Consider the following 13347-nt stretch of genomic DNA (forward strand, 5'->3'; position numbering starts at 1 on the left):
TGAATATTCGATAATACTAGGGTGGATTTCAGGTTGCTATACGGTTTCAGCCTTTCCATCAAGTACAATTCCTTTTTCCACCAAATAGTCTGCCATTTCAGCATCATCTTTTACTGGATCAAACTCTTTCACATAGCGGTCATGATTTTGATGATCATATTCGGCAATGGTTCGCAAAAATTGTGCAAAACCAGAGTTTTTATATGCCAGTTCGTCCATCACCGAATAATCCATTTGCTCTTTATACCGTGCAGGCGAAAGGATTTCACTTTGGCTGACGTTGGTCGCGTCTAACAGGATGATGCCAATTCCAAAACTCTGGCTCAGTTTCTGCAGGGCTTCACGGAAGTCTACATCCTGCTGCACATCTAATGCCACCAAATAACCTTCATTCGCCCAACTAGAATTACTCACCGCCTGAAAGAAAGATTCTTTGTAATTGCCAAAATCCAAACGGATTTTTATCTCGAACGAGAAAATTTTAATCGGTAAACGGTCAAATTTCTTCATTAATGTTAGCAGGTTATCGTGATCATAATTGGCATATTCAAACTGAACACCAACCATATCGGGATAAAGCCATTTGTCTGCACCTTTTTGGTTTTTGCCGCTTTTTTCATGGAATATGGTACGTGACTTCGCGTCAAAAGCAGGGTGTTTATCCAAAAACTTACATAGTAGAGGATGCAGGTCACGTTCGTGGAATTTGACCTTTTGTGTCTGAGAGATAGGCTTGAGCTGCTCATTAATGGTATTTTCAGGTAGCTTCAACTCTTTTAAGCTACCTGAAACTTCCCTTCGCAGAGAAAATAGCTTAGGACGACTGCCCTGTGCCGTGATTTTGCCGTCAGTCTTTTTTGCTTCCACATACAACTGTGCACCTATAGTTGCCCAGGGCGTTTTACCTATTGAAGGCAAGCCCATTTCAGGGTTGTAACCGTCCAAATCAGTATAAAGTCGGTTCTGTTCGATAAAATCCCAAATTTCCGATGCACCGGCGGGACGTGCCAACTGCTGTAATGCATACAGTGCAAGTTCGTGGTAAGTCATATTTTTATCCTTTAAATAGATTTCTATGTATTAGGCGTCTGGATACCTTTATGTCTACAGCCATCCTCAATTTGGCAAGTAGAAAAGTATTCCACCTTACCGCTTCAACTTCGCAAACGCATCCGCCATTGCCGAATTGGTCGGGGCGCGGTCGTTGCGTTGGGGTTTGCGGTCGCGGCGTTCCTGATGTCGGGTTTCAGACGACCTGTTGCCTTTGGTTGCGCCGGCTTCGTCATCCAGCCGCATGGTCAGCGCGATGCGTTTTCTGGCGGCATCGACTTCCAGCACTTTCACTTTCACCACGTCGCCGGCTTTCACCACTTCGTGCGGGTCTTGGACGAATTTATTGGACAGGGCGGAGATGTGCACTAGGCCGTCTTGATGGACGCCGATGTCCACGAACGCGCCAAAGTTGGCGACGTTGGAGACCACGCCCTCAAGTATCATGCCGACTTGCAAGTCGCTGATTTCGTGGATGCCTTCGGCAAAGGAGGCCGTCTGAAACTCGCCGCGCGGGTCGCGGCCGGGTTTTTCCAGTTCGGACAGGATGTCCAGAATGGTCGGCAGACCGAAGCGTTCGTCAATGAAGTCGGACGCTTTGATTTGCTTCACGCGCTCGCGGTTGCCGATGAGTTCGGTGGCGGTAATACCTTGTTGCGCCAGCATTTTGGCGACGACGGGATAGGCTTCGGGGTGGACGGCGCTCGCGTCCAGCGGCTCTTTGCCGCCGTTAATCCGCAAAAAGCCCGCCGCCTGCTCGAAGGTTTTTTCGCCCAAACGCGGTACTTTCAGCAATTTTTTGCGGCTGTCGAACGCGCCGTTTTCATCGCGGTAGGCGACGATGTTTTGGGCAAGGGTTTGATTCAAACCGGAAATTCGCGCCAAGAGTGGGGCGGAGGCGGTGTTCACGTCCACGCCGACGGCGTTCACGCAGTCTTCGACCACCGCGTCCAGCGATTTGGCGAGCTGGCTTTGGTTCACGTCGTGCTGATACTGACCCACGCCGATGGATTTGGGGTCGATTTTGACCAGCTCGGCGAGCGGGTCTTGCAGCCTGCGGGCAATGGACACTGCGCCGCGCAGGGAAACGTCCAAGTTGGGGAACTCGCGTGCCGCCAGTTCGGACGCGGAATAAATCGATGCGCCAGCTTCGGAAACGACGATTTTGTGCAGCCCCATTCCCGGCATTCCGCGCACCAGTTCGCCCGCGATTTTGTCGGTTTCACGGCTGGCGGTGCCGTTGCCGATGGCGATGAGTTTCACGTCATGCTGCTTAATCAGGCGCGACAGCGTTGCCAACATATTGTTTTCTTGGTGCAAATAGACGATGACCGTATCCAGCAGCTTGCCCGTGTCGTCCACCACGGCGCATTTCACGCCGTTCTTGTAGCCGGGGTCGAGGCCCAAAGTCGTCAGTCGTCCGGCAGGCGCAGCAAGCAACAAGTCTTTGAGATTACGGGCGAACACGGTAATCGCGTCGGTGTCGGCGGCTTCTTTCAAACGATTTAGGGCTTCAAGTTCCAACGATAAAAAGATTTTCGCGCGCCAAGTCAGACGCACGGTGTCGCGTAGCCATTTGTGGCCGTCTGAAACCTTGAAACGGCGGGCGATGATTTGCTCGTATTCGCTTTGCTGGGTAATCGGCGTGTCGTCGGGCTGGTATTTGAGCGCGATGTTCAACACGCCTTCGTTGCGGCCGCGCAAAACCGCCAGCGCGCGGTGGCTGGGCATGGCGCGGACGGGTTCGCGGTGGTCGAAATAATCGCTGAATTTTTCGCCTTCGGTTTCTTTGCCTTCACCGACTTGCGCGTGGATTTCGGCTTCGTTCCACAGCTTGTCGCGCAGCGTGCCGATGAGTTCCGCGTCTTCGGCAAACTGCTCCATCAGAATCGCGCGCGCGCCGTCCAGCGCGGCTTTGGTGTCGGGGACGTTTTCGTTCAGGTAGCCTTGCGCGGCGGCTTCCACGTCTTGCGGCTGCTCGGCAAGCAACACATCCGCCAGCGGCTGCAAACCGTGTTCGCGCGCAATTTGTGCTTTGGTGCGGCGTTTGGGTTTGTAGGGCAGATACAGGTCTTCCAGCGCGGTTTTGTTGTCGGCGGCTTCGATTTGCGCTTTGAGGTCGTCTGAAAGTTTGCCTTGCTCTTCAATGCTTTTTAAAACAACTGCTTTGCGCTCTTCCAACTCGCGCAGGTATTGCAGCCGCTCGGCAAGCTGGCGCAACTGCGTATCGTCCAGCCCGCCCGTGGCTTCCTTGCGGTAACGCGCGATAAACGGCACAGTCGCACCGTCGTCTAAAAGCTCGATAGCGGCATTAATTTGCGCAGTGGTGGCGGAGAGTTCTTGGGAGAGGATTTGAGTAATGTTCATCAATAGAATTCCAACGGACAGGCCGTCTGAAATTTCAGACGGCCTGATTTAAAAACAATCGCTTTAAGGCAGCGAATTATAATATTCGTAGGCTTTGTCCATGTCTTCAAACTGGTACATATGTCCTTTTTCCAGCACCATCGCATTATCGCAATATTGCTTCATGGCGCTGTGGCTGTGCGACACCAAAATGATGGAACGGTCTTTGCGCTTTTCAAACAACTCGTACTTACATTTATCGGCAAAGCGCGAGTCGCCAACCGCAATCACTTCGTCAATCAGATAGCAGTCAAATTCTACCGCCAACGACAAAGCAAATGCCAAACGCGCCTTCATACCCGAAGAATAACGCTTGACCGGCTCGTAAAGATATTGACCCAGCTCGGAAAACTCTTCGGTAAAGTTTTTCACATAATCGATGTCGACGTTGTAAATCCGGCAGATGAAACGCAAATTGTCCATACCGGTCAAACTGCCTTGAAATGCACCGGAGAATGCCAAAGGCCAAGAAATACTCATTGTCCGCTTGATTTCGCCCGTGGTTGGCGGCTCAACGCCGCTAATCAAACGAATAAGCGTTGATTTACCTGCACCGTTACGGCCGAGAATACCGATTTTCTCGCCCTTTTCCATTTTGAAGTTGATATCGTGCAAGACTGTCCGCCAACCTTGGCGGGTCAGATAGCGTTTGGAAACGTGTTCAACTGAAATCATTGCGGCTCAACCCCTTTGCTGAATCTCGCCACCATCGCCAAACCAAGCAGCAGCAAAACCAAGTTACACAACAAAATATACCAAGGATTTTCGTAAGTCGTAACGCTGTCGCCAAAATATCCGGCACGGAACATTTCTGTACCATGCACCATCGGAAGCATTAATACATAATGTTGCAACTGCTGAGGCAGGTTGTGTACGAAGAAAAACACGCCGGACAAAGGCATCATCACAAAACTGATGGTACTCCAAACCTTACCAAACGGCTCAAAGTGAAACGCGACCGAACAGATGACCAGCCCCAATCCAACGGCAAACATTGCCATCAGCAGCCAAGCCAACAACATATAGAAAATATCTGCCGGTACATCAATCCAGCCGATGAGGACCAATGCGAACATAATCACGACCTGCGCAATGGTGGCACCGGCAATCTCTAACAACATACGCGCAAAAATGGTATCTAAAACGCGTACATTTCGGTGATACAGCAGGCTTGTGTTGGCCGCAATCGAACCGATGGCACGATTGGAAGCATTACGCCACATCATCATCATCGGATAGCCTGTCAGCGTGAAAGCCACGATATTCAAAGCTGACACGTTGTTCATGCGGAAAAATTTCCACATCAACACCATAACCAAAGTCAGCAGCAATGGTTCGACAAACAACCACAAAAAACCAATGTTATTACGACCGTAGCGAGTAATAATTTCACGCATTAAGAGTGCGCCGATTACCCTTTTTTGGATAAGCAGCGACTCCCAAAACGATGTTTTATGTAACTCTTTCATCAGTTTTTATGCTCACGGATACTTGCAGACAGCAACACGGCAATGCCATAGACAATCAAACCGATGACAAACGTTGCCACGATGTTGTAAAGACGGTTTGGCTCATGCGCCAAGTCAGGTTTGTTCGGTTGGGAAATCACTTCCAAATACAGCTGCTGACGATCTGCTTCCGCTTTCGCACTTTCCAAAGAAGTCATCGCCGCAGCCAATTGTTTCTCTGCCAATTCGTTTTCCAAATACACGCGTTGATATTCCGCCGCCTGATTGGACAACGAACCCTCGCCGCCGCCGGAAATCGCTTTCATTTGTTGCGAGATTTCTTTACGCAAGCTCTTCTCACGCGCAATCAAACCTGGAATTTGCGGGTTTTCAGGAGTAACGGCTTTTACCTGGTCAAGCTGGGTTTGAATGACAATCAACTCGTCCTGCAATTTGGATACCAAACCCATTTGCACATCAGATTGCGCCTTCAAGTCGAAAATACCGTTGGACACACGGAATTTCGTCAATTGAGCCGAAGCTTCTTTAACTTTCTCTTCAGCAGAATTGACCACTTCCTGAGCATAACGAATCGTATCTTGACGCGCACGCTCGTTCAGCTGGTTAATCAATACCTCACCCTGTTTGAGCAAAGCATCATTGATCTTTTGAGATTCACCGGCATTGAACGATGTAACGCTCAAATTGGAAATGCCTGAGACAGAGTCAAAATGGATGGATACCTTATCGCGGTAGTATTGATAAAAGGCCTCATCCTCGCCACGCAGGCCAAAACCATTAAAACGGCTGAAAATGTCGCCTTCTTTTTCATAAAAATCACGAACGGGCATTTTCTTACGCAACGCATCCAAAGCCGAACGCGACTGCATATATTCCTGCACGGTATAAATATCGTCTTGAGAACGAGAAAAACCGGACCCCTGCAAAATGGCACCCAAGCCGTTTAAAGACGACTGACTCTTAGGAGAACGCACCACAAAGCTAGACTGGGATGTGAACTGATCAGAAGCAAATAGTCCGTAATACACACCAGAACACAAAGTCGGCACGATAACCGTTACCCAAAGCAACGGATTAATCTTACGCAACCAAGACTTTTTGGCCTTTTTCTTTTCGGGAGCCGGTTGTTCCGGTTTCACATCCACATTTGCAGAAACTTGCTCAGACATTATTTTCCCCATTAGTTCACTAAATTATTAATACTGTTCGCACCGCTAACCACAGGCGAGAACACAAATGACAAGAACTTGCGTACTTCAGCCATCGGCGCATTCGATACGTACACCACGTCCTTATCCTTCACAGGGAAACGCTGCATCCAAAACATAGAATTCGCATCCGCCAGGTTCAAACGGTAGACCACAGGAATCTCCGCACGATCGCCATAACCTTTTTCAGCCCATTTGGATTGCTTCTCAGGAGGCAACTCGGACAAAGGCGCATAACGGAATACAAATACTCCGCGCGCATCTGCACGATAATCCTGCAAACCGCCCATACGTCCCACAGCCTCAGCCAAAGACAAGCCCTTCACAGAGAAACCAATCTGCTGCGTATGACCGACCGCACCCATAGATGTAAATGTGCTCGGATTAGTAATCATTGTGACAACATCACCACGGCGTAACAAAATATTTTGACGCGGATGAGCCACCAAATCTTCCAAAGCAATCGTTCTCACAACATTACCACGTGTCAGCTGTACGTTCGTATCCTGAACATTCGCAGTCGAACCGCCCACGGCAGCCACTGCATCCAACACGCGCTCGCCTGCAGCCGTCAAAGGCATACGTACACTGTTACCCGCGCGGATAACCGATACATTCGCCGCATTATTTTGCACCATGCGCACCATTACCTGCGGCTGGTTCGCCATTTTTTTCAGACGGCCTTTGATAATATTTTGCACCTGAACCGGTGTTTTACCGAGGACAGACACATCGCCGATAAACGGCACAGAAATCGTACCTGAAGAGCTGACCATCTGTTCAGGCAGCTTAGTTTGCTGCGCATTACCCGAACCGGTAGACGACAAAGCCCCGCCGAACAACACAGCCGGAGGAGCTTCCCAAATCGTAATATCCAGTACATCACCTATATTGATAGCCCCTATTGATGATGTACCATCGCCCAACTGAGCAAATGACTGATTAACTTGCGCTTGATATAGTGACTGAGCCACCGCGCCATTCACATCAATCAATTCCACCTCCGGCACTTCGGCTGTAGCCGACTGTTGCCCTAAAGCAACAACATTTCGTGTACTTGGACCGGAATTAGGAAGAGAAGAGCATGCGGCCAACAGGCTGACACACAACAATAACATGCCCCTGCGGGTAAGACATTCTGCTTTCAACATTGATTAAATCTCACTATACTTTTAATTAAGCGCAGTCATTATAACACCTGATGAAATATTAGGCCGTCTGAAAACCTGACATAAACATCAAAAACATCACATTACAGCGAATACCGTCATGAGGAAACTTAAAAAACTGATTCGACAACCAGGTGTATTCTTCCGCGACTATCTCAATAAAAGATACCCTGTCCGCAATGCCGAACAGCGTACAACAGAGTCTGACGAACCGGTCATTATCGACAACACCCTGTATTTAGCCGAACTTGAAAATAGTATCAATCTTCCCCCTATTAAAGTTGATGTCGTTTTCACATGGGTAAATAACCAAGATCCCAAATGGCAGCAACGCCGCCGCCAACATAGCCCTACTGCCGAACAAAACGCACTCCACAATAATGACGAAGCCCGTTTCAGCAACCACAACGAACTTTACTATTCACTTCACAGCGTGCGTACCTTCCTGCCGTGGGTCAACCATATCTACATCATTACCGACAACCAACGCCCCGACTGGCTCAATCCTGCCGACTATCCCAACGTCAGCATAATAGATCACAGTCAAATCATTGACCCGCAATACCTGCCCACCTTCAATTCGCATGTAATCGAAGCACACCTGCACAACATTCCCAATCTAAATGAACACTTCATCTATTTTAACGATGATGTATTTGTTGCCCGACCATTACCGAAGGAACATTTTTTTCACGCCAACGGCATTGCTTCACTTTTTATTGCAGACAAAAGCCTAAAACAAATGTCCGAAAGAGGAACTGACACACCAACTCTTTCCGCCTCAAAAAACTGTATCGCACTATTACAACAACACTACGACTGCCAAATCGACCGTCCGTTGGTACACACCTATATCCCTCTGCATAAAAGCAGCTTTCAATTTGCTTGGCAGCACTACCGTACTGAGATTGAAGTCTTTTTATCCAACCGTTTCCGTTCTAACCACGATCTCAACCTTGCCACCTTCCTCGTACCTTGGCTGATGTTTTTAAACAGGAAATCTACAGTAGGTAATGAAATATGTTATTATTTTAATATCCGCTCCAACAAAGCGCCTGCCCAATATATCAAGCTCTTGGAAAATAAAAAAAATGGGCGGCAGCCACACTCTTTTTGTGCCAACGATTTTCACAGCCAGCAACAGATTGAAAACTACCAGGACAAACTGATTCAAATGCTGGAAAATTACTTCAAAACCAAATAAAAATAAAAGGTCAAAAAAATGAACAATAAAAAATTTCGGAAGCTCTTACGAGACCCTAAACTCTTTTTCCGCGATATGTACGCCAAACGCATAATGAAACTCAAAAAATACCTTCCTTTAAAATACGAAGGTAATAATCAATTTACAATCGTTTCAGCCGTTTATAACGTCGAAAAATACCTTGATGAATACTTTGACAGTATCGTCAAACAAAGCTTGAATTTCAAAAAACACATTCAAATCATTCTAGTAGATGATGGATCAACCGACCATTCGGCAGAAATCATCAAACGATGGCAAACCAAGTTTCCAAAAAATATCCATTATTTTTACAAAGAAAATGGCGGCCAGGCCTCGGCACGCAATCTGGGTTTGCAACATACACAAACTGAATGGGTAGTATTTACTGACCCTGACGATTATCTTCACCCTGACTACTTCAAATCAGTAGATACTCAAATTAGCCAACATCCGTCGGCGGTAACTGTAGCTACTAACATGAAGTTTTTCTTTGAAAATCAAAATATCATTAAAGACAGTCATCCTCTAAGATTCCGTTTTAACAAAACCCACGTTATTGATGTTGCTAAGCTCGATAAATTTATCAATATGTCTGCTGCCTCAACCTTTTTCAGAGTCAGCCATATTAAAAAACAGAATTTGGTGTTTAACCACAATGTTAAGCCAAACTTTGAAGATGGCAAATTTATTGCAGACTATTTATTAGATTTGCAGGACGCAAAAGCTGTGTTTGACAGAGATGCCGTCTATTTCTATCGCAAACGTGAAAGTGGCACATCCACTTTAGATACTTCTTGGCAAAAAGTAGAAAAATTTTCTAATGTTTTTGAGTATGGCTTCTTGCCTATGCTTCAAAACTATAAAAACCGCTTAGGGCATGTACCCTCCTCAATACAGAAAACCGCATTATATGATATGGCTTGGTATATCCAACAATTGCTTAATAGACCTGAACGTCTAGATTTGTTGAATACTAAACAAAAATCACATTTTTATGATCTAATGCAGCAGGTTTTTAATTATATTGATCAAAAAAATATTATGGAATTTGGCTTAGCGGGAGTATGGCTATTCCATAAAGTTGGTATGCTTGGAATGTTCAAACAGAGTGAGCCACCATTCCAAATCGCCTATGTTGAAAATATCGATCGTGAACGCAAACAGTTCCTTATTAGCTATTTTACCTATTTCGACCAGCCATATTCTGTGCAGGCCGATGGGCATGATCTTATTCCTGTCTATGCAAAAAGCGTGGTCAATAAGCTAAATGAACAATTATTTGTTTACGAAAAACGTTTGTGGGTTCCCTATGGTGATGTTGCAGACAACGCCAAAATTAATATTCTACTTAACAAAAAAGCAATGCGAATTTCAATTAAAGGTAAAACCTTTATGCACGGCATCGCATTAAATGAACTTATCGGTTTATTTACGCCATCTGAAAAATACCTTTCAGACGGCAGCTGGCTCTTAATGGATAGGGAAACTAAAGCTGACGACAACGCTGAGCATTTTTATCGTTATATGATGCAGAACCACCCTGAACAAACTTGCTATTTCGTACTCAACAAAACTGCCCCAGACTGGAACCGTCTCGAACAAGAAGGCTTCAAACTTGTAGAATTCGGCGGTAGTGAATATGAACGACATTTGCGTAAAGCTGAAAAAATCATTTCCAGTCATTTGGAAAAACACATCAACAATTATTTTGGGGATTTATACGAACACAGCAAAAAATTTGTCTTTCTTCAGCACGGAGTAACCAAAGACAATCTTTCTGCATGGACAAATAGCAAACAAAACCTACACTGTTTCATTACCACTACTGAGCCAGAAAGTCGCTCGATTAAGGCTGACTTCAATACCTACAAGCTGACCGAAAAAGAAGTAGCACTAACTGGATTTCCACGCTACGACTCCTTACTATCAAAAAATAAGCCCGACAGTCGCAAGATCCTGATTATGCCAACTTGGCGCAATAACATTGTCGGTCAAAATATCGGTACAGGTAGCAATACTCGTACGCTCAACAGTGCTTTTATGGAAACTGACTATGCCCGTTACTGGCAGGCTCTGCTTCACGACCAGCGCCTGAAGGAAATGGCAGAAACCTACGGCTACGAAGTAATTTTTGCACCACACCCAAATATCGAGCCCTATTTGGAAGTAATGAATGTCCCTACCTATATAAAAATCTGGAGTGGACTGCGTGAAACTGAAAGTATTCAGTATCTTTTCGGACGTTGCGCCGTATTGATTACCGACTACTCATCAGTAGCATTTGACATGGCCTATCTGAATAAAGCAATTATTTACTATCAATTTGATAAAGAAGCCTTCTTTTCAGGTACGCACACCTATCAAAAAGGCTATTTCTCTTACGAAACTGACGGATTTGGCCCTATTACCATCAATCAGCATGAAACGCTGGGTGAATTAGAAAGCATTTTAAAATCAGGACATGCCAAACCCGAATATCTTGCTCGCATCCGCAATACTTTCCCCTTCCAAGAAGGTGGCAACTGCGAACGTGTGTATCAAGCTATTACTGCTCTTGACCATGCCGAAACCGCTGATAATATGCCGATTTTAATCAATATGATTGAGCAAGCAGAGAATCATCGAGTATGGGACTTGGCTGCAAGCCGTATCCAAACTCTGCTTGATACAGGCCGTCTGAATGCGGAAGAAACAGCTGATTATCGCCATCGTTATCTGAACGCTTTATTTGAGAGCAAACAGTTTGATACTTTGCAAAACCTGTTACCTGATTATCCCGATACCGCAGGTTACTGGTATGCGAAAATGGATTTATATATCGGTAATGCCGTTAAAGGGGCGGAATTTTTTGCTGAAAACGAGCATATAGGAACGCAAAATGATTTACTTGTCGCATTACTTGCAGCCTCGTTTCACCAAGCAAAAAGGCCGTCTGAAAAACTGTTTGCCCGGATAGGTACAGACTTACCCGATTCATATCAACCTTTGTTGACCGTAGCACAAAAGCTATCGGAGCAGAATTATTTTGTAGCATTGGCTTTACTGAAAACGTATATTGATAGCTTGGACGATCGCCAAAAAGGCTATCTCAAACCCGAGCTGTTGGCTTCTTACCTCTGCATGAAACTTGGTAACTTACAAGGCGCGCATCAGTATTTGGTTGCTTTTGAAAAACATACTCAAAATGATCCAAGTTGCCGTATCGCCATTGCAAGACTGGCAAAATTACGCGGTGATTCTGAAAAACTATTTACCCAGCTTAACCGTGCCTTTGAAGAAAATCTGCTCTTAATTCCTGAAGATTTAACAGTCGATTATCTGAAAAAAATGTACGCTGCCGGTAACACTGACGGCGAAAGATATCTATTGGCTCAACTGCGCCAAAAATATCCTGAGAGTCCGTCTTTGGCCTTGTATGAAGCTGAAAAACTTGCCCAAAACCAAGATTGGGAGTCTGTCACCAAAATATTGGCTGATTTTGCACAAGCCTCACCGGAAACGATGTATCTTTATACAACCGCTTTATGTCGTCTGAAAAACCATCAGGCAGCACAACGTTATTTTGACAGTCTCTCTCTACAAGACACAGCAGCATATTGGAAACTGGCAGCTGAAATAGCCGAAGCTAAAGGTGACAAGGCATTACAGGCTGAGTGTCTGAAAAAACAATTGGCTTGTTTAGAATAACCTTTGTCTTATCTTAAAAAAGGCCGTCTGAAAACTTTTATGTTTTCAGACGGCCTTTACTATTAGATGCACTAATCAAGTTCTACTGTTGAATTGATATAGGTGACATGATTCATTTCTGCCAAATCCTTACCTTCATCTATATCTGTATATAAAACATTATTGCGTTCCCAAAATACATCTTTGCGTATGACTTTAGCCGGCACGCCTGCAATAACGCAGTTATTAGGAAAATGTTTTTTCACTACCGAAAATGCACCAACAATACTACCGCTACCAATCTTTGTACCACCCCAAATTGTTGCGCCATAGGCTACCCACACTCTGTCTCCAATAGTAACGTCTTTAGAAACATTTAAACGTTTTCCAGTATGAACATCATAAATCGGGTGTGCATCATCAGTACGGATTTGATTATTAGTGGCAAACATACAATCTTCACCAATGGACAAGGTTGTATGTTCGGCAACAGTAATATAAACCGGATTGGTACTGGTAGTTTTACTACCGATGTTAATCGTACAGCCTACTCCCAAACACCATTGGCCTTGCATAGAAACATTTTCTCCAATATAGACTTTGCTGTCCTTGCCTAAAAATTCTAAAAATACATTACGCAAGTTTGCATTAGGGTGGATAACAACTTCATTCCCACCTCCTCCTAGAAATTGGAAATGACAGTTTCGCAGATTATCAGGTGCAGTAATTTTATTTCCAGAGGTGTCGATATAATTACCTGACATCACTTCTTTTTTGCGGCTGTTAACTACTGGCCGTTCAGAAAAATATTGTTCCGCACGTTCGGCCAATTTGATAAAGACCGCACAGGTTTGGGCAAAATCCAAAGTACTGACATCATAAATGTATACATTATCCCCATCCTGCTTAGATAAACTGAAGTTTGGAAACATTTCTCCGATATTATCTATCTCACTTTTATTACGATAAAACAGGAAAATCTTCTGCCAATCTAAGTTTAAGCTGACAGAAAATGGTGTTTCACGGTCAGATTTGAAATTGCAGTACACATTCTGCTGATAATAAATATCAACAGACGTATTTTTTAACTTGATATTTTTAAGAATTTCTTGCTGAAATTCTTCAGTCGTTTTACCTACCATTACATTCCCCAA

General features: G+C 45.1%; 9 protein-coding genes. 2 read left to right on the forward strand and 7 right to left on the reverse strand.

The genetic code is table 11. The annotated features are described in order from the left end of the window. Positions 1 to 36: 36 nt before the first annotated feature. The 6 genes from ACTHUF_RS05075 to ACTHUF_RS05100 form a co-directional block, all read right to left on the reverse strand. Entirely contained in the window at positions 37 to 1050 is a 1014-nt protein-coding gene (locus tag ACTHUF_RS05075) for a hypothetical protein (RefSeq protein ID WP_314597713.1), read from the reverse strand. 96 nt (positions 1051 to 1146) lie between these two features. Further along, entirely contained in the window at positions 1147 to 3417 is a 2271-nt protein-coding gene (locus ACTHUF_RS05080; protein WP_440407289.1) for a Tex family protein, read from the reverse strand. Positions 3418 to 3480: 63 nt separating this feature from the next. Then, positions 3481 to 4131, reverse strand: a complete 651-nt coding sequence (locus ACTHUF_RS05085) for an ABC transporter ATP-binding protein (protein ID WP_003747991.1) — start codon at positions 4129 to 4131, stop codon at positions 3481 to 3483. After that, positions 4128 to 4925, reverse strand: a complete 798-nt coding sequence (locus tag ACTHUF_RS05090; RefSeq protein WP_315093358.1) for an ABC transporter permease — start codon at positions 4923 to 4925, stop codon at positions 4128 to 4130. Before ACTHUF_RS05090 ends, ACTHUF_RS05085 begins: the two co-directional genes overlap by 4 nt. After that, on the reverse strand, positions 4925 to 6094 hold the full coding sequence (locus tag ACTHUF_RS05095) for a capsule biosynthesis protein (RefSeq protein WP_049349334.1): 1170 nt from the start codon (positions 6092 to 6094) through the stop codon (positions 4925 to 4927). The genes ACTHUF_RS05090 and ACTHUF_RS05095 overlap by 1 nt, the downstream gene beginning before the upstream one ends. 11 nt (positions 6095 to 6105) lie before the next feature. Continuing rightward, a complete protein-coding gene (locus tag ACTHUF_RS05100) occupies positions 6106 to 7284 on the reverse strand; it encodes a polysaccharide biosynthesis/export family protein (RefSeq protein WP_315093355.1) in 1179 nt (392 codons plus the stop codon). Between the two features lie 118 nt (positions 7285 to 7402). On the opposite strand from ACTHUF_RS05100, the gene ACTHUF_RS05105 reads away from it, so the two are divergent. Beyond that, complete coding sequence (locus tag ACTHUF_RS05105) at positions 7403 to 8506, forward strand: stealth family protein (RefSeq protein ID WP_315093353.1); 1104 nt, start codon at positions 7403 to 7405, stop codon at positions 8504 to 8506. Between the two features lie 18 nt (positions 8507 to 8524). Next, the gene (locus ACTHUF_RS05110) at positions 8525 to 12214 is read left to right on the forward strand and encodes a CDP-glycerol glycerophosphotransferase family protein (RefSeq protein WP_315093349.1); all 3690 of its coding nucleotides are present in this window, start codon (positions 8525 to 8527) and stop codon (positions 12212 to 12214) included. A 71-nt stretch (positions 12215 to 12285) separates the two neighbouring features. Here ACTHUF_RS05110 and ACTHUF_RS05115 read toward each other — a convergent pair whose 3' ends face one another. Further along, positions 12286 to 13335, reverse strand: coding sequence for an acyltransferase (locus ACTHUF_RS05115; protein ID WP_315093347.1), 1050 nt, complete (start codon positions 13333 to 13335; stop codon positions 12286 to 12288). Between the last annotated feature and the right edge of the window lie 12 nt (positions 13336 to 13347).

Source organism: Neisseria sp. P0024.S006, from assembly GCF_051956595.1.
Lineage (GTDB): Bacteria > Pseudomonadota > Gammaproteobacteria > Burkholderiales > Neisseriaceae > Neisseria.